At 46.9% G+C, this 23,956-nt stretch carries 19 protein-coding genes; 7 read left to right on the forward strand and 12 right to left on the reverse strand.

Annotated features, from left to right (window positions below; all coding sequences use genetic code 11):
- Nucleotides 1-502: 502 nt before the first annotated feature.
- Entirely contained in the window at nucleotides 503-784 is a 282-nt protein-coding gene (gene clpS / locus JGK11_RS09065; protein WP_193976163.1) for an ATP-dependent Clp protease adapter ClpS, read from the forward strand.
- Nucleotides 785-1,037: 253 nt separating this feature from the next.
- Here clpS and JGK11_RS09070 read toward each other — a convergent pair whose 3' ends face one another.
- Nucleotides 1,038-1,373 (reverse strand): RNA-binding protein, encoded by a 336-nt coding sequence (locus JGK11_RS09070; RefSeq protein ID WP_293185195.1) that lies wholly within the window; start codon nucleotides 1,371-1,373, stop codon nucleotides 1,038-1,040.
- A gap of 285 nt (nucleotides 1,374-1,658) precedes the next feature.
- Entirely contained in the window at nucleotides 1,659-2,936 is a 1,278-nt protein-coding gene (locus JGK11_RS09075; protein ID WP_293204998.1) for a hypothetical protein, read from the reverse strand.
- Nucleotides 2,937-3,580: 644 nt separating this feature from the next.
- Between JGK11_RS09075 and murF the strand changes: the two genes are divergently transcribed.
- Entirely contained in the window at nucleotides 3,581-4,963 is a 1,383-nt protein-coding gene (gene murF / locus JGK11_RS09080; RefSeq protein WP_293185197.1) for a UDP-N-acetylmuramoyl-tripeptide--D-alanyl-D-alanine ligase, read from the forward strand.
- A gap of 158 nt (nucleotides 4,964-5,121) precedes the next feature.
- Nucleotides 5,122-5,760 carry a Uma2 family endonuclease gene (locus JGK11_RS09085; RefSeq protein ID WP_293185198.1) on the forward strand — a complete coding sequence of 213 codons (639 nt, stop codon included), beginning with the start codon at nucleotides 5,122-5,124 and terminating at the stop codon, nucleotides 5,758-5,760.
- Nucleotides 5,761-5,854: 94 nt separating this feature from the next.
- Here JGK11_RS09085 and JGK11_RS09090 read toward each other — a convergent pair whose 3' ends face one another.
- From JGK11_RS09090 to rpsB, 8 genes are all read right to left on the reverse strand, one after another.
- Nucleotides 5,855-6,289, reverse strand: coding sequence for a hypothetical protein (locus JGK11_RS09090; protein WP_293211340.1), 435 nt, complete (start codon nucleotides 6,287-6,289; stop codon nucleotides 5,855-5,857).
- Between the two features lie 278 nt (nucleotides 6,290-6,567).
- Nucleotides 6,568-7,212, reverse strand: coding sequence for a Uma2 family endonuclease (locus JGK11_RS09095; protein ID WP_293193065.1), 645 nt, complete (start codon nucleotides 7,210-7,212; stop codon nucleotides 6,568-6,570).
- An 85-nt stretch (nucleotides 7,213-7,297) separates the two neighbouring features.
- Nucleotides 7,298-7,933 (reverse strand): Uma2 family endonuclease, encoded by a 636-nt coding sequence (locus JGK11_RS09100; RefSeq protein WP_293193067.1) that lies wholly within the window; start codon nucleotides 7,931-7,933, stop codon nucleotides 7,298-7,300.
- Between the two features lie 373 nt (nucleotides 7,934-8,306).
- Nucleotides 8,307-10,391: an elongation factor G gene (fusA, locus tag JGK11_RS09105; protein ID WP_293185202.1), complete on the reverse strand. Its 2,085-nt coding sequence runs from the start codon at nucleotides 10,389-10,391 to the stop codon at nucleotides 8,307-8,309.
- Nucleotides 10,392-11,235: 844 nt separating this feature from the next.
- Nucleotides 11,236-13,722, reverse strand: a complete 2,487-nt coding sequence (gene recG, locus JGK11_RS09110; protein ID WP_293185203.1) for an ATP-dependent DNA helicase RecG — start codon at nucleotides 13,720-13,722, stop codon at nucleotides 11,236-11,238.
- A 167-nt stretch (nucleotides 13,723-13,889) separates the two neighbouring features.
- A complete protein-coding gene (locus tag JGK11_RS09115; protein WP_293185204.1) occupies nucleotides 13,890-14,831 on the reverse strand; it encodes a hypothetical protein in 942 nt (313 codons plus the stop codon).
- Between the two features lie 707 nt (nucleotides 14,832-15,538).
- Nucleotides 15,539-16,201, reverse strand: a complete 663-nt coding sequence (gene tsf / locus JGK11_RS09120; protein ID WP_293185205.1) for a translation elongation factor Ts — start codon at nucleotides 16,199-16,201, stop codon at nucleotides 15,539-15,541.
- Nucleotides 16,202-16,621: 420 nt separating this feature from the next.
- Entirely contained in the window at nucleotides 16,622-17,449 is an 828-nt protein-coding gene (gene rpsB, locus JGK11_RS09125) for a 30S ribosomal protein S2 (RefSeq protein WP_293185206.1), read from the reverse strand.
- Between the two features lie 731 nt (nucleotides 17,450-18,180).
- On the opposite strand from rpsB, the gene JGK11_RS09130 reads away from it, so the two are divergent.
- Nucleotides 18,181-20,388: a cation:proton antiporter gene (locus JGK11_RS09130; RefSeq protein WP_293193071.1), complete on the forward strand. Its 2,208-nt coding sequence runs from the start codon at nucleotides 18,181-18,183 to the stop codon at nucleotides 20,386-20,388.
- A 98-nt stretch (nucleotides 20,389-20,486) separates the two neighbouring features.
- Here JGK11_RS09130 and JGK11_RS09135 read toward each other — a convergent pair whose 3' ends face one another.
- A complete protein-coding gene (locus tag JGK11_RS09135; RefSeq protein ID WP_293185208.1) occupies nucleotides 20,487-20,618 on the reverse strand; it encodes a hypothetical protein in 132 nt (43 codons plus the stop codon).
- Here JGK11_RS09135 and JGK11_RS09140 point away from each other — a divergent pair.
- On the forward strand, nucleotides 20,610-21,119 hold the full coding sequence (locus JGK11_RS09140) for a hypothetical protein (protein WP_293185209.1): 510 nt from the start codon (nucleotides 20,610-20,612) through the stop codon (nucleotides 21,117-21,119). The genes JGK11_RS09135 and JGK11_RS09140 overlap by 9 nt on opposite strands.
- Nucleotides 21,120-21,249: 130 nt before the next feature.
- On the opposite strand, the gene fraC is transcribed toward JGK11_RS09140, so the two are convergent.
- Complete coding sequence (gene fraC / locus JGK11_RS09145) at nucleotides 21,250-21,771, reverse strand: filament integrity protein FraC (RefSeq protein WP_293185210.1); 522 nt, start codon at nucleotides 21,769-21,771, stop codon at nucleotides 21,250-21,252.
- A 238-nt stretch (nucleotides 21,772-22,009) separates the two neighbouring features.
- Between fraC and JGK11_RS09150 the strand changes: the two genes are divergently transcribed.
- A complete protein-coding gene (locus tag JGK11_RS09150) occupies nucleotides 22,010-22,636 on the forward strand; it encodes a DUF3038 domain-containing protein (RefSeq protein ID WP_293185212.1) in 627 nt (208 codons plus the stop codon).
- Nucleotides 22,637-22,638: 2 nt separating this feature from the next.
- Nucleotides 22,639-23,811, forward strand: a complete 1,173-nt coding sequence (locus JGK11_RS09155; RefSeq protein ID WP_293185213.1) for a DUF4335 domain-containing protein — start codon at nucleotides 22,639-22,641, stop codon at nucleotides 23,809-23,811.
- The last annotated feature ends 145 nt before the right edge of the window (nucleotides 23,812-23,956 follow it).

Raw genomic sequence — 23,956 nt, forward strand, 5'->3', positions numbered from 1 at the left:
TGAATTCATAAGTCAGATTGAACACTTGCATCACCTCCTTGTTTGATTTTACCCAATTTCTACAAAATGGCAACAGGATTTCTAGAATAAAGTAGTCCTAGAAGGACGAGGCTCTAACCCCCTAATTTTGGTAGTTTTTTATTTTTAACCGATCTTGCGTCTCTATTATTATGACCCTAGACAGGGGGCGGCTGCGGGCTTAGGACACTTCTTCTGGGTTTGGTATGGTTGACAGCTCGCGATCGGCTAGGCGGCTGCCTTGTCTGAATCTGGAAATTTCAATAAAATAACTGAAAGTGAGATACTCTTTCACAGCGGAGGAATCCAGCTCAAGATTGTCGATCGAAATTAATGCGATACCAGCTTCGTCCTAGTTCGAGATCTACTGTTTTAGGTGTAAGCCTATCTCAGCAACTTGGGTTGATGAACGAAGAATCCCCTCGCATCAACGGCAGGGAGTGTCAAAAATTTTAACATCCTACAAGTCAGGAGGTATAGATTAGTGTCTGTCGAAATTATTCAAAAGCCTTCTACAGTCCGCAAGCTTGCGCCGCGCTACCGCGTGCTGCTGCACAATGATGATTTCAATCCCATGGAATACGTGGTGCAGACTTTGATGGCGACGGTACCCAGTCTGACTCAGCCACAGGCTGTAAATGTGATGATGGAAGCCCACACCAACGGGCTGGGACTGGTGATTGTTTGCGCTCTCGAACACGCTGAGTTTTATGCTGAAACGCTCAACAATCACGGATTGAGCAGCAGCATCGAACCTGATGATTAGAAAACTAGAGGCACCTGAAAGTCTTAACCCACCGAGTTTTTAACTCATATTGAATAGCCTCATACCAAAAAGCCAAGGGACTAACCTTGGCTTTTTGGTATATTTAATGCGGTCGATCGCCAGACTGGAAGAGTAAAGGTTGGGAGCAACCGGGCCGGAAATTATTCGGACGGTGGTTCAAAGCTAGGTGGCCTCGATCCCAAATTTCAGCTCTCCAATCTCAAATCTCGATCGTCGGAAATTAATTAGGAAATTAATAACGTCCGCCGCCGCCGCCGCCACCGCCGCGACCAAATTTGCCTGGGCCGCCGCCGCCCCGGTTGCCGCCGCCCCGGCCGCCTTCATCTTCGCGGGGCTTAGCTTTGTTAACTTTGAGATCGCGACCCATCCACTCTGCTCCGTCGAGAGCAGCAATCGCTGCATCTTCTTCGGCATCTGTTGACATTTCTACAAAACCAAAGCCGCGGGGGCGACTGGTTTCTCTGTCGGTAGGTAGATGTACTCGCTTAACGGTTCCGTATTCGGCGAAGACGGTGGTGATGTCTTCTTGGGTAACTTGGTAGGATAAGTTACCGACGTATATCGACATGAGGAATAACTCCAAAAATTAGACAGTGCAAAGATTTCAGTTTCGGAGAGTCCCCTGCCGATACAGAAGGGCAAGTTTTTAAACAATTCTGTAGCAATGAACAAAGCCTGCAACCGAATCTGATACACTTGGAATTTTAACACAGAATGGCGTCTTTTGAGTAGCTTTGGCCACTTAATTAAGTCGTTACAATTCAATCTCAAACTTTGAGGGTATTCAGAAACCGGATTTTGAGCTGTGATGTTTTGTCAAACTCGAACGCGAGAAAGTTCTGGGACAGACCGGCTACCGCAGGAAAGATACGTCTAGATTCCCAAAATTGGTACTCAAAGCGAGATTCAGGTTTTCCAAGGCTTTGACTAACCACACCAGGCCTTCTCGGGTACAAAATTCGTAGTGACCGAACAAAATTGCCAACCGCTTTTCTAGATAGGGCTTGACTTTGCCACAAATTAGCACGATTTTCAGCAGCAAACCTGTGGTTTGGGTGGGCCCGAGGTTTGAGATCAGGTCGATGAAGACAAAGTGGTTCGGCCGCGCAGGACTCTCTACTACTAAAAAGTTCAATAACTGGCTGCAAGTTCTGATCGTTAAAAATTCGTTGAACTTCTGAGCATCGTTGTGGGGAAAGGTATTTTGTAGTTGTTTATACAGTTTTTCGTTAAATTGACGTTTGCCGTAGCCATCGTCGGTGACGGAAGAAATTAGGTATTCGTATAAGTCGTCTTTAAAGGATCTGTAGGACACACTTGTGCTGGTGTTCGCCATGAAGCGGCCGGCTAGCTGTCGGTAGGTATCGGCTCCTTCGACTTTTCCGACAAATTGCTTGAGGGCAAAGAACAGCTCTGGGTCGCTCAACAGCGTCGGGTTTTTTATAGTCTGTATACTTCTGCCGAAGGAGATTGAGGTATGCCGGCGGGCTGCTTGGGCTTTTCTCACTTGGTGAGCAACGTATTGTGAGAGGTCGATTTCAAATTGCTGCTGCTTTTGAGCTTGGATTTTTTGAATGATTTTTTGCTGTTCGTAGGTGCTGTCGTCGCTGAGGAGGCAGTGTTTGTAGAGGTAAGGGTATCGGGGAATTAAGGTTCCGAGGGCTAGGCTGGCGGGAGTTTTGCCGTTGCTGTCTTCATTACTGTGGGTGATGACTTTGGCTAAGCGTTTGAGTGTGAGGTATTGTTCGCTTTGGGTAAATTGATTGACTAATTGGGGGATGGAGTGAGTAGGGCGCGATCGACTATATCGAGATAATATTTTGGGGGCTTCTTCAAACAGAGCGATCAATTCCGGGATAGCTGCTTGCTTGCCGGGGTATGTTTGCCAGCGGTTGATCAGGATGTGGCAGCAACGGTTGAGGATGTATTTGAATTCTTGTTGGGCGTATGGTGAGGCTGCTATTTTTTCGAGTGCTTCAGCGATGGTGCGATCGCGATATCCGTTACCGTAGATAAACAAAGTGCGAAAACGGTCGATTAGTTCGATCGGCTGCTCTACTTGTACCAACTCCAGCCAGTGGTTGTAAAGTAGCTGTTCTTCTTCCTGGCTCTGTCTGTTATAGTCGTTCACTGTGGATTAACCCTCCAAAAGGATTGGGCAGGAGCTTTAAGCGCCATTGGCAGATATGAATTGGCAGATGAAGCACCACAATTGAGTCAACCGATTTTAGATTTTAGATTTTAGATTTTAGATTTACTCCACAGATTCATCTGGAAGCTTCAACTGTAGTCTAAAATTTTAATCTCTCCCCGACTTAGGTCGAGGGCTTGTATCCGTTGTTGGGTAGGGTCAACCGAGCTTCTCGCCTCCCGAGGCTTAGGGGTGGAAGTGGCGATCGCCTTAAGCAGATCTTTTTTACTTAGTTAAACTATTTGTCAACACCAGCATGACATGAATTGTTTGCAATTAGCAAGGCCTAAAATCACCACAAACTTTGTAAATTATTGGTAAAGATTGTGGGTTTGTTCTAGATAATTTATGATGGGCAGAGGATTTCTTACGAGAGTCAAGGTCAATCCTAGTCGGCAGCCCCCTCTTATACCATTTGCGATTGGCGATTGGCGATTGGCGATGGGAATGACTGAGGACTCTCAGGGTTTAGATTCCGGGCAAAGCAGTTGCATTCTTTTTTGAACTGGTGTCAGTTAAATGTGAGGTGGGGCGAGGTAGGATTAGCTGTGAAAATAATGATTTGAAATGTGAGTGCTGGTAATATGGTCTGTCGCGTAAGTATCGCCCAACTTGCTGAAATTTTAACTGTACCTTTGCTTGCTGTGTCTGAGGACGTTCTGACAGTTGTAGGGACAGGTATTGCTACAGATACGCGCACCATTGAGGGGGGCGAAGTATTTTTGGCGCTGCGGGGAGACAATTTTGACGGACATCAATTTGTGGCAAAAGCGCGGGATTTGGGAGCGATTGCTGCGGTAGTCGATCGCACTTACCAAGCAGAAGTTCCCAATTTTCCGCTGTTGCGCGTTGACGATACTTTAAAAGCTTACCAGGCGATCGCCCGTTGGTGGCGCGACCAATTCAGTATACCGATAATTGGTGTTACTGGTTCAGTAGGTAAAACTACTGCCAAAGAATTAATTGCGGCCGTTTTATCAACCAGCGGAAATGTTCTGAAAACTCAATATAACTACAACAATGAAATTGGAGTCCCGAAAACTCTATTAGAGCTTTCGCCGACCGACAATTATGCTGTAATTGAAATGGGAATGCGCGGGCTAGGAGAAATTGCGCTGCTGTCGCAAATTGCGCGTCCTACTGTGGCGGTAATTACTAATGTAGGAACGGCGCATATCGGGCGCTTGGGTTCGGAAGAGGCGATCGCCCAAGCTAAGTGCGAACTGTTAGCGGAAATGCCTGCTGAAAGTATTGCTATTCTCAATCACGATTCTGACAGATTAATGGCAACTGCGGCGCAAGTTTGGCAGGGAAAAACTTTAAGTTACGGATTAGAAGGCGGCGATTTGTGCGGGAAATTGCTGAATAATGATACAATGCTTGTAGAAGGTGTGGAATTGCCGCTACCGTTGGCTGGAAGGCACAATGCTGTAAATTATTTGGCGGCTTTGGCGGTAGCAAAAGTTTTAGGGATTAAGTGGGAAGTTTTACAACAAGGTTTGTCCGTGCAGTTACCGGATGGACGGGCGCGCCGCTACGATTTGCTTTCTGATGTTGTGATTCTGGATGAGACTTACAATGCTGGTTTGGAGTCGATGTTGGCGGCGCTGAGATTGTTAGCGGATACTCCGGGAAAGCGCCGGATTGCGGTGTTGGGTACGATGAAGGAATTGGGCGAAAGGGCGATCGAATTTCACCGACAAGTAGGAAAAGCGGCGCGGGATTTAAACCTCGATGCTTTGTTTGTGTTTGCGGATTTTGAGGAAGCGGCGGCGATGGCGGCGGGTGCGGCGGGCGTGCCTTTTGTGGAGATAGGAGATATTACGGCGCCCGATGGGCGGGAAGATTTAGCAAAGCGGTTGTTGGGATTTGTTGAAAAGGGCGATCGTATTTTATTTAAAGCTTCTCATTCAGTGGAATTGAATCGAGTTGTCCAGAAGTTCCGTGCCGATTTTGCAGGCCAATAACTAGCAATTTGGTTCGTAGTGAGGACTTCAGTCCTCTCTCGTCGGATGCGGACTGAAGTCCTCACTACAAACCTATGTTTGAGATGATATGATTTAGTTTAAAAGTGCGATCGCTACGCCCCGGCTTGCGCCTACGAACTCTTCACCAAAGTAACCCCATGATTGCTAAAACTCTCAGTCCGCCCGAACAAATAGTTGAGCTATCGAATATCAGTTGGCAAACTTATGAAACTTTGCTTGCCGAAATCGGCGATCGGCCAATTAGACTGAGATACAATCGCGGCAATTTGAAAATTATGGTGCCTTCTCCTGAACACGAAATTTACAAAAGAGTAATAGGTCGATTTGTTGAAACATTAGCTGAAGAATTAAACGTGAAAATTGAACCTCTGGGTTCTACGACATTCAAACGTCCCGAACTTATTGGTGCTGAACCAGATGATTGTTTTTACATCCAGAATGTTAGTGCAATTAAAGGCAAAAAACGACTCGATATGAGTCAAGATCCGCCCCCGGATTTAGTGGTGGAAATTGATGTTACCAGCAGATCCGACAATACCTTGCAGATTTATGCCGATCTGGGAGTGCCGGAAGTTTGGATTTACAACGGTTCGCGGCTCAGAATTAACAGATTGGAGAGTCAAGGGTATGTCGAGTGCGAGATCAGTTTAGCATTTCCGAGTGTTGCTATTTTAGAGATTGTCAGTTTTTTGGCACAGGCGGAAACAATGGATTATTTGGAATTAGTTAAAGCATTTCGGAATTGGGTAAAAAGCCAAATTAATCAAAATCAATAGTCCTGTTTATTTTAATCCTGGATGCAGATCGGAAACCGCTTTTTTTGACGACAAAACTTGATTGTGACCCGCAGATTGTGTAAAATTTTATCCCTCAATATCCCGATCGCTCTAACGGCTCGATTTCAATATCTGGATCAATCTCAATGGCTGCAAGTCTGGCATTCTCAACTATCGTATTTCCCATTATTGTATTGTGTACTGCCTCAAACTTAGATTCTGCTTCCGAAATTTCTTCGTAGTGTACAATCACATGATAATATTTATTAATTGGTTCTCCTGAATCTGAAAGTTCCACGGCAAGCGAATCTATATTCTGAGACTCTTCTGCTTTTTCGCGATATTCGTCAGCTAAATGTTCTAGGGCGATCGCGATCGCGTGTTCTTTCGTTTGTCCGTAAAAATTCATGGTATCATTGGGGCGATCGCTCAGAGATGATGATATCTGACAAAGATACTGCCCGTTTGATTGAACGCAAACGTCGATCGTAATTGTACCAGTAGTGCGATCGGGATTTATTTCGGCCATTTCAACCTCGCTATCTCATGAAATAAACTTGCTAAATTGTATCCGGGTCAATATTTAATTTTCGCAGTTTTGCGGCCAGGCGATCGGCACGTTGCATCTCTATCAAAATTGAGATGGAGGAGAAGAATAGCGATACGGTTTAAGATATGGAAGGGCGAAATTAAGGTAAATTCGAGGAACTCCGCCCGAGTCATCGTTCCGCGTCAGTCAGCGTTCATCTGCGGTTGCTAAAAAGAGCCTCAAACGCAACCATCCCGATCGTGAATCGCCCTTTTCTTTTATTCCCCGGACTGAATTTGACTCCTCACCCACTCCCGGAATAACCGCAGCAAAGCATTTTCCTTGGTAGTCCTCCTCAATTCCAAAAAGCGCAGCATCTCAACTTGCGACAAAAAAGGAAAAGTCGGAGAAACATCTCTTTCTACATATTCCTGTGCTTCCAGTTGATAAATTATTAAACGATTTCCGTCGTAGCGCCAAACTTCCGGCACCCCTAAACTTGCGTATAAAGAAAGGCGATCGATCGAACTGCTAGTCACGTCAATTTCCACTACTAAATCTGGTGGCGGATCTTGATTGAGATCGATTTGTTCTTTGTCCCAAACCACATTCTCATTTTGGATATAGTAGCACTGATCCGGCTCCAAACCGCGAGCCAAATCCTCGCGCCGACAAGTTAGAGAACCCAAACTCCGAATTTCGATGTTTAATTCTTCACTCACACTTTCCACAAAACGGCCTAAAATTTTCTTACTACCTTCATGGGGTGCTAAAGGAGTCATAATTTCTAATGTTCCTCGATCGTAAGTCAGGCGAATTCCTCCGTGTTCCCCTAACTCATTCAGCAGGGATTCGTAAGTTTTCCAGCTAATGTTGTTTAGCAGAATTCCGCTAGTTTGATTCTGGATCAGGGTGGCTGTCATGGCTACCTGCCTGGGTTGTAGATTATTGATTGTATCTTAGCAAACACGATCTTGATTGAGGGGCGATCGCCCTCCTTCAGTCTCTTTACTGAATTTGACTCCTCACCCACTCCCGGAATAACCGCAGCAAAGCCTTTTCTTTTGTAGTCTGTTTCAGTTCCAAAAACCGCAGCATTTCAAACTTCGACAGAAAAGCAAAAGTGGGAGAAACCTCGCACTCTGCGTATTCATTGCCTTCTAAGTGATAGATGATTAAACGATTGCCATCGTAGCGCCAAACTTCAGGTACACCCAAACTTGCGTAAAGTTTGAGACGATCGATCGAACTGCTGGTAATGTCAATTTCAATAGCTAAATCCGGTGGTGGATCTTCATTGAGATCGATTTGTTCTTTATTCCAGACAACATCTTCATTCTGAATATAGTAACATTTATCAGGTTCTAACCCCCGTTCCAAATCTTTGCGCTTGCAGGTTAGTGAACCCAGGCTGCAAATGTCAACATTTAATTCATCAGTTAGAACTTCAACAAAATTTCCTAAGAGTTCACCTGACTTTTCATGTGGTGCTGATGGAGTCATAATTTCTAAATTTCCGCGATCGTAAATCAGGCGAATTCCTCCGTGTTCCCCTAACTCATTCAGCAGGGATTCGTAAGTTTTCCAGCTAATATTTTTTAGCAGAATTCCGCTACTTTGATTCTGGATTAGGGTGGCTGTCATGGCTACCTGCCTCGGTTTTAAATTATTAATTGTATGTTAGCAAATATGATACTTGACTTATTTCATAAATCTGCGATCGCCCTTACGATACCGCCGATTAATATCAAATCCGCTCTCCATCGGCATGATTCATATCTCTATTCTCGGACTCTGTGTCCTCTGCGCCCTCTGTGGTTTAATCATTCCAGTCCAAGTGGAAACGATATAACGCAAATCAACGCAGATTTTTTTAAGAGTCCTGGACGCACCAATATCAAAGAAACCGGGTTTTTCACCTAATCTCGTCGCTACAGCGAAGGATTTTCGGAAAAAACCCGGTTTCTGGCTACCTGTTCGTGGACTACGATCGCACTATTCGATCGCACTCAACACACTACTTAGCAGCTTGACGCTCTTTCGCATCCTTGATCACTTCCTCAGCGATATTGCTCGGACAAGGAGAATAGTGCGAGAAAGACATCGAAAACTGACCGCGCCCAGATGTCATGGTACGCAAATCGCCAATGTAGCCAAACATTTCGCTCAACGGCACATCAGCCTTGATCCGCGCTCCTGTTTGTCCGGTTTCCTGAGCTTTCATCATGCCCCGGCGGCGGTTGAGGTCGCCGATGACATCGCCCATGTGATCGTCTGGGGTGAAGACATCGACATTCATGATCGGTTCCAGCAACTGAGGCCCAGCCTTGGGTACAGATTGGCGGTAGGCGGCTTTAGCAGCAATTTCAAAGGCCATTGCTGAAGAGTCAACCGGGTGGAAACCTCCATCAACCAGGGTGAATTTCAAGTCCAAGCAGGGGAAACCAGCCAAGACGCCCACATCGATGCAGCTTTGGAAGCCTTTTTGCACCGCTGGCCAATACTCTCTCGGTACGCTACCACCAGTTACTTTTGACTCGAACACGAAGCCGCTACCGACTTCACCGGGCTCGACGATATAGCCGATTTTAGCAAATTGACCTGAACCACCAGATTGTTTCTTGTGGACGTAGTTGTCTTCGAGGCGTTTGGTGATGGACTCGCGGTAGGCTACCTGCGGTTCGCCAACTTCTACCTCGACGCCGTGGGTGCGTCGCAGAATGTCCACTTTGATGTCGAGGTGCAGTTCGCCCATGCCCTTGAGGATGGTTTCGCCACTTTCTTCGTCTGTGACCATGTGGAAAGATGGGTCTTCTTGTACCATCTTGGTGAGCGCGGCTCCCATCTTTTCTTCGCCTCCTTTGAGTTTCGGTTTGACCGAAATGGAGATGACTGGTTCTGGGAACACCATTGGCTCAAGGGTTGCGGGATTTTTGGGGTCGCAGATGGTGTGTCCGGTGCGGACGTTTTTCATACCTACGATCGCAATAATATCGCCTGCTTGAGCCGAATCAATTTCTTCGCGGGAGTTGGCGTGCATTTCTACCAAGCGGCTGATGCGCTCGGTTTTGCCTGTGGCGGTGTTGAGTACGGTGTCGCCTTTGGATATCTTACCGGAGTACAAACGGGTGAAGGTTAAAGCGCCGAAGCGATCGTCCATAATCTTAAATGCCAGGGCGCGCAAAGGGCCTTCTGGATCGACGATCGCGAAATTGCCTGTTTCCTCGCCTTCGAGATCCACCTCAGGCTGAGGCGTAACTTCCATCGGGTTCGGGAGGTAGTCAACGACTGCATCGAGTACCAACTGGACGCCCTTATTCTTAAACGACGAGCCGCAGTAGGTGGGGAAAAATGCCATGTCGCGGGTGCCTTTGCGGATGCACCGCTTGAGGTCTTCGATACTCGGCTCGTTGCCTTCGAGGTACTGTTCCATCAGGTTATCATCCTGCTCGACAGCCAGTTCGATCAACTGTTCGCGGTATTTCTCGACATCATCGACCATATCGGCCGGAACATCCTGAATTGTGTAGCCCATCGGATCGCCCGAATCATCCCAGATCCATGCTTTGCGGGTGAGCAAATCGACCATGCCGCAAAATTTGTCTTCAATGCCGATCGGCAAAACCATTACCATTGGTTTAGCTGCGAGGACTTTATCGACTTGCTTGACAACTCGGTAAAAATCTGCGCCCGTGCGATCGAGCTTATTGATATAGACGATACGAGCAACTTTAGAATCGTTAGCGTAGCGCCAGTTAGTTTCCGATTGCGGTTCAACTCCACCGGAACCGCAGAACACACCGATACCGCCATCGAGAACCTTGAGCGAACGGTAAACCTCGATCGTAAAATCGACGTGTCCGGGAGTATCGATGATGTTGAGCTGATGCTCGTTCCAGAAGCAGGTAGTAGCAGCGGATTGAATCGTAATCCCGCGTTCTTGCTCCTGTTCCATGAAGTCAGTCGTCGCCGCGCCTTCGTGTACTTCACCGATTTTGTGGATTTTACCTGTCAGTTTCAGGATTCTTTCAGTTGTGGTGGTTTTGCCAGCATCTACGTGGGCGAAGATGCCAATATTTCGATAACGAGTGAGATCTTTCATAAATTACTGTTGAGATTAAATGCGACGAACCGTCGGCGACCACCTGCAAGCTTGACAAGCGAGGAATTAATTCTGCCTTACCAGCCTGTACTGGCTGGATTTCCTTTTCCCTGTTTTTCTCAGGACTATCTTAATTTTGACACTTCTGGGTCATTCCTGGGAAGGATTCTTGGATCAATAAGTGGCCCAAGCCTGACAACTCATAAAAATACCCTATAGCTAGGGCAAAATCCTCTCACAAAGTAGGTTGGGCTGAGGCACTCACGCCCAACAAATTCGCCTGCGCCACCCTTCGCCAAACCTGATATTTTGCATCATTCTCAGCAAAAGCTTATACAGTGGGTTTCTTGACAAAAAATAGAGGATTTTACTTGAGTCTGTCACAAGAAACCTGATTTTTGACATTCATGCCTGATGTTAGTAAATCTACTATAACATAAAATAGCGGAATTTGTGTCATCATAAACCGATATTTTATACTTTTGTCCATAAGGTTTGTAGTGAGGACTTTAGTCCGCATCAAAGAGAGAACGAAAGTAGTTTTGTAGTGAGGACTTTAGTCCGCATCAAAGAGAGAACGAAAGTAGGTTTGTAGTGAGGACTTTAGTCCGCATCAAAGAGAGAACTAAGGAATGAGAATTAAATAACTTCCACAATTTTGTGGGATGGGCGTCCCGCCCGTTCAAAAAGGACAGGCGGGACGCCCATCTCACAATAACAATTAAAATTGTAAGTTATTTAATTCGCGATCCTAAAGTAGGTTTGTAATGAGGACTTTAGCCTGCATCAAAAAAAGGACTAAAGTCCTCACTACAAACCAATTTTACTACAGTCGTATTTGAGCCTAAGTCAAAATCGAGCCACTCATCATCCGTTGATATCGCCGTTCCAACTCATCCCGCACGACCGGCCATTCATCCAAAGTTTCATCATTCTCAATTACCATTTGCGCGGCCTCCCTCGCCAACTCCAAAACCTCCTGATCCTCCACCAAACTCGCCAAAGCAAAATCCGGTAAACCAGACTGTCGAGTTCCCAAAACCTGACCTGGGCCGCGCAATCTCATATCCATTTCTGCAATAAAAAATCCATCTTGAGATTGTTCTAAAACCTTCATTCTCTGCATAGCTTCCGCAGCCTTGGAACCGGGCATTAACAAACAATAAGAACGATTGCTGCCCCGACCGACTCGACCCCGCAACTGGTGCAATTGCGACAGTCCAAAACGCTCCGAATTTTCAATCAACATTACCGTTGCATTCGGCACATCTACTCCCACTTCCACCACAGTAGTAGATACTAAAATATCAGTTTCTTTGTCTCTAAACTTAGTAATCGCCTGATCTTTGTCAGCGCTACTCATTCTGCCGTGGAGCAAACCTACCTTAAACTCAGGAAATATACTTTTTTCGAGTTTCTCTTTTTCCTCAATTGCCGATCGCACATCCAGCTTTTCCGACTCCTCCACCAGAGGCAGAACCACATAAACCTGACGGCCGCTCGCCACCTCCCGACGAATCAAATCGTAAGCCTGGAGGCGTTCTTTCGCAGACAGAACAGTCGTTTGAATCGCCTGCCGACCGGGGGGAAGTTCATCAATTTGACTCACGTCTAAATCGCCGTGCAGAGTCAGCGCCAGCGTCCGAGGAATGGGAGTTGCGGTCATCGTCAAAACGTGAGGAGATTCGCCTTTTTGCTGCAATTTAGCACGCTGCTGCACGCCGAATCTGTGCTGTTCGTCAATTACAGCCAAACCCAATTTATGGAAATTCACCGTATCTTGAATCAGCGCGTGAGTTCCTACTAAAACAGGTAATTCTCCGGTTTCTAACTGGCTGTGAATTTCCCGGCGCTTGGCTACTTTTGTCGAACCAGTTAACAGTTCGACAGACAAGTGCATCAAATTAAACCAGCCTACCAATTTCCGATAATGCTGTTCTGCTAAAACTTCTGTCGGCGCCATTAAAGCGGCTTGATAGCCGGATTGAATTGCTGCTAGCATTGCGACTACAGCGACGACTGTTTTGCCAGCGCCGACATCGCCTTGCACTAATCGGTTCATCGGCTGGGGCGAAGCTAAATCGTTGAGGATGTCGTTAATGACTCTTTCTTGGGCATTTGTCAGCGCAAAAGGCAAGATTTGATAGAACTGTTCGATCAATTTCCCGCTAGGAAGGATGACTGCGCTAGCTTGAGCTTTTCTTTGGGTTTGGCGGCGCTTTAAAAGGCCTAATTGCAGGTAGAAAAATTCGTCAAAAACTAAGCGGCGGCGGGCGGCGGACAAGCAATCGCGATCGAGCGGAAAGTGAATGTTTGCCACCGCATCGGCTAAACCCATTAAGCCGTAACGCTCGCGCAAGTCATCCGGTAGCGATTCCGGTAACAGTTTCGCGGCCGGAATTGCGGCTAAGATCGATCGCCTCACCGAACCCGCATCCACCCCTTCCGTCAGCGGATAAACAGGAATCAGGCGGCCGACTTTCATAGATTCGATCGCACCGCCGGAGTCATCTAATACTTCCAACTCAGGATTTTCTAGGGTAATGCCATACTTACCCTGCTTTACCAACCCCGAAGCAGCAAGTATCGCACCAGTACAATACTCGCGCTTTTTGAATTCTTGCCAGCCGCGATTGCTGTAGCGAGGCCCGGCAAAAAAGCGACTGATTTTAATTTCTCCGGTACTGTCTTTTAAAATTACTTCTAATATCGTTAATTTCTTATTTTTAGGGCTAGAAAAGCAATTGCAGCGCTTTACTTCGGCGATTAAAGTAACAGTTTCCCCTGCTATTAACTCGCGAATTCGTACTTGCTTTGCATAGTCGATGTGGTTGCGGGGATAGTAGTAAAGCAAGTCATATACGGTATCTAAACCGAGTTTTAGCAAGCGGTTGCCGTTGGCGGGGCCGATGCCTGTCACGCGGGTTAACGGTTGATCTAGCGTCAGACTGGGGGGTGGAGGTGCTGTGTTAAGGGGTGCGGTTCGGGGAACTGAAACGGCTGGAGTGATTGAATCGGTGGCATTTTCAGGTCTGACTTGTGTCGTTTGTTCTTCCCAAACTTGCTCCATTTGTCTGAGGAAACTGACTGTAATGGCGATCGAATGTTGGCGCCCTTCGAGATCTTTCTGAGGGTAGATGTCAAATTCCACAGCAAGTTCTCTGGCGCGATCGCGCGAAGAACCAGTGACAGCGCCTGCCAACTGTCTCAAACTCAGGCCGAGAAACTCGCTGAAGCGGTATTGACTGCCTTGGATGTCGTTAAATCCGCGATCGGCTTCTACGGAAAGAGCTTTTTGCAATCGCTGCCATTCTGGTTGGTTATTAGTCATCAGTCATTAGTTATTAGTCATTAGTCATTAGTCATTAGCGCGAGCGTCCCCGATCGCGAACGTTATTAGTCATTAGTCATTAGTCATTAGTCATTAGTTATTAATCATAGCTCAATAATTCCAGACAATTGTCAACTGTCAACTGTCAACTGTCCACTGTCCACTGACTAATCTTCAAACCAACTCAACCGCCAAGCCGACTCAGCCTCCACCACCGCCATTTCCCGCTGCTTTTTCTGGTAATCGCGACCGAGGGAGTTCAACTTTGCAGAGAGGTTGCGAATTTGTTGGCGCCAAGCCGATGTTCCCGGATCGGCAAACTCTATTTCCGACAACCGCAGTTTAATTGCTGTAATGTGCAAAGCATTAATACCGGGTCTTTTTCCCAAGTTTGGCGGTGCTGGTGAACTATCTGTTTCAATGATTAAGCTTAATAGGTTAGGTGGGCCCGCCACGCTGTCGGCGGACAATTCAGCAGCAGAAGCAGCTTCTAGAACCTGTTCTGGCAATTGACTGGGCAAGATTTCCGACTGTTGGAGCAAGCGGTTGGTGTCGCGAGACAGCAGCTTGAGAATCTGGGCGATCGACTTTTCAATACTATTTTGCCAGCGCGCCAAACTTTGCGGGGAATTGGCAATTGGTAATTGATTGTTTGTTGCTGGAAATTGATAGTTAATAGCGGAAAATTCGTTGTTTGCCTCTATTTCTTCCTCGACGAATTCGTTTTCCTCGATTTCTTCCTCGCCAAACTCGTCTTCATCTATTTCTTCATCTATTTCTTCATCTATTTCTTCCTCTTCCTCTTCCTCTTCCTCTTCCTCTACTTCTGATTCAGTCGTGAGCGATCGCAATTTTTCTTGAGACGCCGCAGCCAAACGCCTTACAGACTGCTGCATTTTTTGCCGCCCGTCGAAGGACAACTTGAGAAACGACTCCGGCACCGCTTGAGTGCAAAGGTGATAGCAAGCCAAAATCAACTGCTGTCGCACCGCTTGTCCCAAGGCAGTTAAATAACCATCGTAGGTACTGCGAAACTCTAGATTCAAGGCTGCTAAAGCCTCTTCGAGTCCTGCCAAATCTTGCTCTATGCGCTCTCTGGATCCCACCATATATCCCCTATAAAATTCAAATAGGACGATCGGCAAAACAACCCGATTTTTGCCACAAATTGTCTGATTGTCGAGTTAATTCTGGTTAGAAATCGGGCATAGGTTTCAAGAATCGCCTCCAACATTTTTATGTTTTTTATCTCTCGGTTTCTAGCTGAGTCTCGATTCCCCTCGCATCTCCCGGATAGTCGTAAAATATCGCTAAAATATCGGCTCTTGGGTACGTAGTTGCGCTTCAGCGCTCCGGCGCTAATTTACGGTACAAACGACTCAATGTGAAAACTCGATTCCCCTCACATCCCCCGGATAGTCATAAAATATCGACTCTTGGGTACGTAGTTGCGCTTCAGCGCTCCGGCGCTAATTTACGGTACAAACGACTCAATGTGAAAAAATGAAACAACTGAGTTAATCTTCTGAATTTTCAAGTTACCCATTTTCAAACCCCGATGAGCAACGCCCTCTTTCGGAATATTATAAAGAGCGCTAAAGCGCAACTACGTACCAAGAGCGCTAAAGCGCAACTACGTACCAAGAGCGCTAAAGCGCAACTACGTACCAAGAGCGCTGAAGCGCAACTACGTACCAAGAGCGCTGAAGCGCAACTACGTACCTATTTCTGTAGTCGTGTAAAAACTAAAAATTAAAAATGCAAAAAAATTAGGTTTTCACATTTTTAATTTTTAGTTTTTAATCTAAATTTTCGATTATTGAGCAGCACCCATTTGGGCGGCCACTTCATCGGCAAAGTTAGCTTCTACTTTCTCAATGCCTTCGCCCAACACAAAACGGACGAAACGGCGGACTTGGACATTTTCGCCAATTTGGGCGATCGTTTGTTTGACCAACTCTTCCACCGAGATATTTTGATCTCTAATAAAAGGCTGATCCATCAAACATAACTCTTTCATCCGCTTGTCAATCCGCCCTTGAACAATCTTTTCTTTGATATTGTCCGGCTTGTTGCCCAAGTCATCTTTGCCCATTTCAATTGCCTTTTCTCGTTCGACAATTTCAGCGGGGATATCTTCAACTTTCACGTATTCCACATTCGGGCAAGCTGCAATTTGCATTGCAATATTGCGTACTAAACTTTGGAATTCTTCGCGCCGTGCCACAAAATCTGTTTCGCAGTTAACTTCCACCAGCACTCCCACGCGGCCGCCCGTGTGAATGTAGCTGCCTACAAGTCCTTCTGAGGCAACCCGTCCTGCTTTTTTGTCAGCTCCAGCCAGACCTTTTTTCCGCAGCCACTCAATTGATGTTTCGATATTGCCATCGTTTGCGGTGAGGGCTTTTTTGCAGTCCATCATCCCCGCGCCGGTTTTGTCGCGCAGTTCTTTAACAAGTTTTGCAGATATGTCCGCCATCTTCTTTAAGTTCCCAATCAAAATTAGTTATTAGTCGTTAGTGCGAGCGTCCCCGCTCGCGAACCTTATCATTAGTCATTAGTCGTTAGTCATTAGTCGTTAGTGCTGTCCCCGCTCGCGAACCTTATCATTAGTCAGGAGTGCGAGCGTCCCGCTCGTGAACCTTAATCTTAATGATTAGACAAGAGTTAAGAAATAGCAAGTCAGCCTTCTGGCGGATTTGGTAGGTGTAGAACCCTAATTAATTTTGGTGTTCACACTGCGGAATGCTTTTGTCAGAAATCTACTAATGACCGAGACTAATGCCATTTACAATTAAAAATTAAAAATTAAAAATGTCCAACTAAAAATTATGATTTTTAATTTTTAATTTTCAATCTTTAATTTTTAATTGCTTGGTGTCAGATGCCGATAGCAATACTAGCTTTCGGTTTCTTCGCTGTCAGTGTCGCCGTCCTCGGGATCTACATAATTAGGGTCATCCAATTCTTCGATTTCGCCATCATATTCGGCGCCTTCGTAACCACCTTCGTAGTCGTAGTCTTCGTCAGAGTCGCCGCCTTGTTGACCGTGACGACCTTCGTAGATGGCATCAGCCAACTTGCCGACAATCAGTTTGATCGATCGAATAGCATCGTCGTTTGCTGGAATCGCAATGTCAACCAAATCCGGGTCGCAGTTGGTATCCAACAGAGAGACGATGGGAATTCCCAGCTTTTGGCATTCCAACACAGCATTATACTCGCGGCGTTGGTCTACTAGGACAACTCCGTCGGGAATCTTACGCATAGTTTTGATTCCGCCCAGATACTTCTGGAGTTTTGCCATTTCTCGGCGCAGCACGGAAGCTTCTTTTTTCGGCAACAAATCTAGGGCGCCGATTTCCTCGCGGCGCTCCAAATCCTTGAGGCGCTCGACGCGGGACTTAATCGTTGTCCAGTTGGTGAGCATTCCCCCCAGCCAGCGCTGGTTGACGTAGTAAGCACCGCAGCGTTGAGCTTCTTGGGCTACAATCCCGGCAGCTTGGCGCTTTGTACCGACGAACAAAAACTTTTTACCTTTTTCGGAGGCCACTCTCATGTACTCGTAGGCGTCTTCCATAAGCTGAGCGGTTTGCACGAGGTCGATGATGTGAACCCCGTTGCGCTCTGTGAAAATGTAGGGAGCCATTTTCGGGTTCCACCGACGGGTTTGGTGTCCGAAGTGAACCCCTGACTCTAACATTTGAGCCAAACTAACTACTGGCATTGTATTTTTAACTCCTGTATTCGGGTTAATCCTCCACCCGGTCGTATTTCTGAGGGTTTGCGCCCTCGAAACACCCGAAAACCCGGATGTGCGAATTTAAACAACTTTTCTAGTCTATCACCAGAAGCACCACTTTTTCTGACTATCTTAGATCCGTAGGGTAGGGTTTTCCGTAGGGTTGCGTGGACGGTGTGCACCGACTTGAGCGATGCCATTTTTCCAAAATCATGCAACTGTAGGGAAGATCCCAACCCATGACCAGTAAATCATCTCCCAATCTAAAATCCAAAATCTAAAATCTAAAATGGTATGAGATGTAGTCGGCGGGTTGGGTGCGGGGGGCGCACGATACGGTTAGAGTTACTAGCAACCGCTTCTGAAAAAACCAAAAATCCAGGTTCGAGGTTGCAGAAGCTTTCGTGAGCTTGTGAGAGAATGGCGTTGAAGCTGCGTGTCTTGTGCCTTCTTTCGTTCGATCGAGCTTTTATCGATTTTATTCGATCGGCAATTCTGTCGGCTTTACTAGAAAAAATTGGTTTAAACGCAACCCTTCTAGGGAGAAATTAAAATCAGACTATTCATGAGTCCAATCCTCTTCCTTTCAGGTAGAGGTCGCCCTCATCCCTTCTCTAAGCGAGCGGGTAAGCTGTCAACTGTCAACTGTCAACTGTCAACTGTCAACTGAATGCCACGCCCTCTCGATCCGCAAAAAACCTAAAGCTAAAAACGCCATGCCCATCCCCATTCTCGTCCTGCTTGAAGTTCTAATTGTCATCGCACTTTCTCGACTTGTCGGCTTAGCATTTCGAGCGATCAAACAACCTCAAGTTATTGGAGAAATTGTAGCAGGAATTATGCTCGGGCCTTCTCTCCTCGGTTTGATTGCACCAGATTTAGGAGCAGCACTTTTTCCAGCGGAGGCCGTTCCTTTCCTCAACGTGTTATCTGAGGTAGGGCTAATATTTTTCATGTTTTTGATTGGTTTAGAACTCAATCCTAAGTATCTAAAAAACAATTTAGATGTAGCAATTTTAACATCACACGTCAGCATTTTAGTGCCATTTTCTCTGGGAAGCTTCCTAGCACTGCTGTTGTACCCGATAGTTTCAAATAATAGCGTTTCGTTTACAGCATTTGCGATGTTTTTGGGCGCTGCGATGTCAATTACTGCCTTTCCGGTGCTGGCAAGAATTATTACAGAGCACAACTTGCAGAATACCAAATTGGGGACGCTAGCTCTGACTTGCGCTGCGGTAGACGATGTGACGGCATGGTGTTTGTTGGCGGTGGCGATCGCAGTTACGCGCACTAACTCGATGGTTGGGGCTTTACCGACAATTTTTGAATCTATAGTGTACATCGGTTTCATGCTGACTGTAGTCCGCTGGTTCTTGCAACGGCTTTCCAAGCACTACAACCGCACCGGCAAGTTATCTCAATTAGTGCTATCCGGCATTTACATGGGAGTTGTAGCATCAGCTTTAATTACTGAATGGATCGGCATTCACTTAATTTTCGGTGCGTTTTTGCTGGGTGCTGCCATGCCAAAAAATGCCGGACTTACCAGAGAATTAGCTGAGAAAACAGAAGATTTTGTCCTGATATTTCTGCTGCCAATATTTTTCGCTTACAGCGGTTTGCGGACTCAAATCGGCCTGCTCAATAGTCCCGAATTGTGGCTGCTGTGCGCGGCAGTTTTGGGAGTAGCAATTATTGGAAAATACTTCGGGACTTACGTTGCTGCCCGAGTCTGCGGCATCAGCAACCGCGAAGCTTCAGCGCTGGGGTGGATGATGAATACTCGCGGTTTGACTGAACTGATTGTGCTGAATATCGGTCTTTCTCTGGGGGTGGTTTCGCCGCTGCTATTTACGATGTTAGTCATTATGGCTTTAGTGACAACTTTTATGACTTCGCCACTGTTGGAGTGGACTTATCCGAAAAAGCTGATTCGGTTAGATATCTCAGAAGTAAGTTCGGATGATGATTCAGAATTAAAAGATTCGCCAATGGGTGGAGAAAGCGAAGAAATTAATAGAGAATTGCTGCCCAAGTATCGAATTTTAGTCCCGGTTGCTAATCCCAGCACGCAGAAAGGTTTGCTGCAATTGGCGATCGCCCTGGCGCAGCCTGCTGCGGATACAGGGGGTAGCGATTTGCAGTCGGCGGCGGTTCATCCTCTGAGTTTGATCGAATTAAATGAAAATTATGGTTTTGAAAGTACGCCCGTAGAAGCCGATCGCATTATTCAGGAACGCCGCTCGAAATTATCAGAATTGATAGAGAGTTTGGAATTGCCGGATGCGAAAAAATTCGTGCACCCAATCATTCGGGTTACTAAAGATGTGGCGCGGGAAACGGCGCAAATTGCGGAACTCGATCGCGCGGATTTGATTTTGGTAGGATGGCACAGGCCGACTTTTAGCAGCAACCGTTTGGGAGGGCGTGTCGGCCAAATTCTCAGCAACGCTACTGTGGATGTAGCAATTTTTGTTGACAGAGGTAGGGAACGGTTGAATAATTTGTTAGTGCCTTATGCGGCAAATATTCACGATGATTTAGGGTTGGAATTGGCGCTGAGACTGTTGGTTAATAGCGAGGAACGTCGTTTGACGGTGCTGCGGGTGGCGGTTGACGGGGCAGAGGGAAATGAGCTGAGTTATGAGTTTCAGCGAGTTATGGATCGGTTGCCGGTAGAAGTGCGATCGCGCATTGAAACTCCGATTGTGGAGGCTGCTGAGCCGATTCAAGCGGTGGTGGCGGCTTCTGCTAATGCTGATTTGACGATCGCGGGTACGAGTCGGGAGTGGGGAATTGAACGCCAAACTCTCGGACGGTATACTGATGAATTGGCGGTGCAGTGTCATTCTTCGCTGCTGATTGCGCGCTGTTACGTGAAAGTGCGATCGCACTTGGCTTCGGTACTTGTTGACAGTTGACAGTTGACAGTTGACAGTTGACAGTTGGCAGTTGACAGTTGGCAGTTGGCAGTTGACAGTTGGCAGTTGGCAGTTGGCAGTTGGCAGTTGGCAGTTGGTTATTTGTGAGGTGCTACCAATTCCCAATTCCCAATTCCCAATCCCCAATTCCCAATTCCCAATTCCCAATTCCCAATTCCCAATTCCCCATTCCCAATTCCCAATTCCCCATTCCCAAGATTATGAATCATTTAAGCCTTAAATCCCTGGCATTTTACGGGATTGCGATCGGCTCGGTTTCGCTGCTGTTTAAAGTGGTAACTGCTTACGGCGAAACAAGTTTAAAAGCGGCTCCGGCAATTGCGGGAAGTTATCGCTTTGATGCTAAAAGTTTGCCGGAATGTCTGAAATCTGATACTTTGACCTTGACAATCGAGCAATCGGGTGTTTATTTGAGCGGTAATTTGCGATCGGGTAACAGCGAGGGCGATCGCGCAAACACAGCCGAGGAGAAACCTTCTTTAGCAGGGAAGTGGGAAAATCAAGGATTGAGCTTGTCGGGTGTCGTACCTAATTTAACGGGTTGCAGCGAGTCCGCTGCGATCGGTCAAAACAGCTATGTTAAACTGCGAGGAGTTGTGGAAAAAGACAGCCTCAACGGAAAAATTAGTCTGACGGATCGGGCGGCGGCTACTAATTTTACGGCTCAAAAAGAAGCGGTGGCGAAACCTCAGCAGAAGCAACCACATTAAAGGTGTTGATTTCAATCGCACCGTCAGAAAACGGGTAGAAGCCCTGGATAGATCGGGCTCCAACCTAAAACTTTCGATCGAAGAAGTTGAAGATCCAGATTTATCTGTGGAGTAAATCTGAAATCTAAAATTAATCGATACTTTGGAAAAATAACACGGTTAGAATCAGGCAATTACTAACAGTGTGAGAGATGAAAATTGCTCCAAATTGGGTGGTGACTTTAAAACTTCTTTTCGGAGGACGGCGGGTGAGGGTGAATGAGCGTTTGAATTCAGTAGGAACAGCAGTTTTTTTCTTCCCGTATAGCGTGTTTTCTAACAGTTCTAATGCTTGCCATTTTGCGAGAAAAGTCACTAGCAGTATCGAGAGGGCGATGCCAGTTATTATGAAGTAAAAATCTCGCTCGCCTCCTAATAATATATAATCGATCAGCCGTTCCCGTAAATCTTTTGAAAGCACGCTTTCAATGCCGAAAAAAACTAGCCAACCCATGCAAGTGCAAGAGAGATTGAGGATGGCTGCATATTCAACGCTGGTTTTCGGGCTGAGTTTCAGTAGTTTTTGCAAGAACCATGATTCGATCGCGATCGCCAAAAACATGGCTAGAATTTGTACCAACACAGTCCGAAACGGGAAAACAGTTGCAATCATTAGTTTTGCTCCTATGTCTGCTTCCCGATCGTACCTGACACACTACAAAACCGCTGTATGCTCCAGCCCCTCTTTGAAGAGCGATCGCCAGATGGTCGCACTTAAGCCACTGGCGGCTAATGGTGCTAAATTAAAATCAGAATATAGAACTGAGCGATAGAAATAAAGTATCCCAGAGGAGTCTCCGGTTCAAAAATTACCTGGGCCAAGACCCCGCCTGTCCGTATAGTGTGTTGAAATGGATGTTGCCGTGATCTTAATGCCGTCAGAAACTTCGCTTACCGAGTCAAACCCGTTGATTTTAGACAGTTTGCCAGATTTGTCGCCGAATGAGGGTGGGTGTCCCCGCCGGACTAGATTGCAAATTGATTTGATGTTGCTGGCGATCGAGGCCTTGTATCTCGGAGGTGCGGAAGAAATGCTGGCAGTGTCAAAGGAGCTGGAATTGGAGTCAATTGTCAAAAATCGCGTTGCCTTTTGGCAGATGCGAAATACTAATCCGCTGAGACGCTATGCCCAACGCCGCTCCCTGACAGTTGTGGAGGCAAAGGCGCTGGTGGCGATCGCCTGTAATATGGCGCGCAAGTTAACTGCGACAATTCGGCAGTTGCTGCTAGATTCGCAGCAGTTGCGATCGAGAAATCTTCCCCTCAGTCAGAACTTGCAGCTTGCCGAGTATTTAGAACGTTTTCGAGCTCATTTTCGATCGCGCATGAACCCCAAGCGATCGGTGGTTGTAGCTTACGATTCCGATGACAAGCTCAACGAACTAGCTTTAAACTTGTTGAGCAAACTGCTATTTTGTACAGGCACAGCCGGAATGCAGCGCTTCTGGGTTAGCCTGTTTGATGGAGAAATTGAATAAAAATGACTATTAGGCGTCAGTACAGTCTGCCAAATTGCACCCTGGTTCTAGAAGGGTTGAGCGATGGCTCGGCAGCCAGCCAGCTAGAAATGCGGCCGGTGCTTTCGATATTAATGAGCGCTGAATGCTATGTGACAGGCCTCGGTGAGCCCCTCAATGGGGGACGGGAGTTTTTTGAAAGCTTGGTGAGGACTGTCAGCAGCTACGCTCAAGAATTTATGAGCGGAGTGCATTATCCCGATCGCTATGGCCCGAATTTGGGTATGGTACAGTTGCACAGAATTGACGGGAATTCCCACCGTTTGACCGTTCTACCCGCCGGATCTGACAGCGCCACCCAAATCGATCAAAAAACAGAACTGTCGGCACAGGTAGATTTGACGACGGTACAGCTATTTGATTTGGTAGAGGCGATCGATCAATTTTTTGCCGACACCCAGACGTTGCCAGAATTGTCGCTGCAATTAACCCCAATTTCCAAGCGTTATATCAAGTCTGCCGAACCTTTGGCGAAGCGCAGTTTGCCTGCGGTGGTGGGGGTGTCGAGTTTGGCTTTGGCGGCGATGGCGTTTTTCTTGGTACCAGTGCCGGAAGTCCAGCGCCCGAGAGATCCAGTGCCGCAGCCCAATCGGGCCGGCCAAAATCTCGGCACGCCGAATTCCGGTGGTTCGGGTTCGCCGAATCCCAATCCCACGCCTGCGGCTGACGGTTTGCTTGGGGATAAAACTCCGAAAGTTGTTGAATCGAGTTCACCAACTCCGAGCACTTCGCCGCAGTCGGACACTTCACCCTTGGCCACACCGCAGTCAAACATTTCGCCGGAAAGCACGCCCACTCCTGTTGCTGAAGGTTTGGCAAGCCCTGGGGCGGCAGCCGTGCCGATTACCGATACGGCCGAAATCGATCTGTTGAAGGGGAAACTTTCCCAGCAAATTGATGGAGTTTTGAAGAATCAGCCTGCTGTTGATGCGGAGTTGGTTTATCGGGTGAGTGTGGCTAAAGATGGGGCGATTGTCGGTTACAAGTCGGAAAATTCCGCAGCAGTCGATCGATCCGAAGCGCCGTTGTCCGAGTTGCTTTACAAACCGGTTGGTACTAGGCCGCCTGCGGAACCGCTGGCTGATTTCCGAGTAGTTATTGCACCGGGCGGTACTGCGGCTGTCACTCCTTGGTAAAGGGTTTGTAGTGAGGACTCGGCGGTTGGAAACCGCGTCTACACACACAAAACCCGCCTCCGCGGGTTGAAGAAAAGACGGCGGTTAAAATCGCCGGATTCGTAGAAGACTCGGCGGTTAGAAACCGCGTCTACACAGACAAAAC

Origin of the sequence: Microcoleus sp. PH2017_34_RAT_O_A, from assembly GCF_020737885.1 — a bacterium.
Taxonomy (GTDB): domain Bacteria; phylum Cyanobacteriota; class Cyanobacteriia; order Cyanobacteriales; family Microcoleaceae; genus Microcoleus.

What these genes read in the sequence shown, in the direction of transcription:
- JGK11_RS09095 (WP_293193065.1), bottom strand. Translation starts at nt 7,212, where the DNA reads ATGACAGCCACCCTGATCCAGAATCAAACTAGCGGAATTCTGCTAAAC.
- fraC (WP_293185210.1), bottom strand. Translation starts at nt 21,771, where the DNA reads ATGATTGCAACTGTTTTCCCGTTTCGGACTGTGTTGGTACAAATTCTA.
- JGK11_RS09135 (WP_293185208.1), bottom strand. Translation starts at nt 20,618, where the DNA reads ATGATTCATAATCTTGGGAATGGGGAATTGGGAATTGGGAATGGGGAA.
- JGK11_RS09090 (WP_293211340.1), bottom strand. Translation starts at nt 6,289, where the DNA reads ATGGCCGAAATAAATCCCGATCGCACTACTGGTACAATTACGATCGAC.
- tsf (WP_293185205.1), bottom strand. Translation starts at nt 16,201, where the DNA reads ATGGCGGACATATCTGCAAAACTTGTTAAAGAACTGCGCGACAAAACC.
- JGK11_RS09155 (WP_293185213.1), top strand. Translation starts at nt 22,639, where the DNA reads ATGACTATTAGGCGTCAGTACAGTCTGCCAAATTGCACCCTGGTTCTA.
- JGK11_RS09130 (WP_293193071.1), top strand. Translation starts at nt 18,181, where the DNA reads ATGCCCATCCCCATTCTCGTCCTGCTTGAAGTTCTAATTGTCATCGCA.
- rpsB (WP_293185206.1), bottom strand. Translation starts at nt 17,449, where the DNA reads ATGCCAGTAGTTAGTTTGGCTCAAATGTTAGAGTCAGGGGTTCACTTC.
- recG (WP_293185203.1), bottom strand. Translation starts at nt 13,722, where the DNA reads ATGACTAATAACCAACCAGAATGGCAGCGATTGCAAAAAGCTCTTTCC.
- JGK11_RS09150 (WP_293185212.1), top strand. Translation starts at nt 22,010, where the DNA reads ATGGATGTTGCCGTGATCTTAATGCCGTCAGAAACTTCGCTTACCGAG.
- murF (WP_293185197.1), top strand. Translation starts at nt 3,581, where the DNA reads ATGGTCTGTCGCGTAAGTATCGCCCAACTTGCTGAAATTTTAACTGTA.
- JGK11_RS09140 (WP_293185209.1), top strand. Translation starts at nt 20,610, where the DNA reads ATGAATCATTTAAGCCTTAAATCCCTGGCATTTTACGGGATTGCGATC.
- JGK11_RS09070 (WP_293185195.1), bottom strand. Translation starts at nt 1,373, where the DNA reads ATGTCGATATACGTCGGTAACTTATCCTACCAAGTTACCCAAGAAGAC.
- JGK11_RS09115 (WP_293185204.1), bottom strand. Translation starts at nt 14,831, where the DNA reads ATGGTGGGATCCAGAGAGCGCATAGAGCAAGATTTGGCAGGACTCGAA.
- JGK11_RS09085 (WP_293185198.1), top strand. Translation starts at nt 5,122, where the DNA reads ATGATTGCTAAAACTCTCAGTCCGCCCGAACAAATAGTTGAGCTATCG.
- JGK11_RS09100 (WP_293193067.1), bottom strand. Translation starts at nt 7,933, where the DNA reads ATGACAGCCACCCTAATCCAGAATCAAAGTAGCGGAATTCTGCTAAAA.
- fusA (WP_293185202.1), bottom strand. Translation starts at nt 10,391, where the DNA reads ATGAAAGATCTCACTCGTTATCGAAATATTGGCATCTTCGCCCACGTA.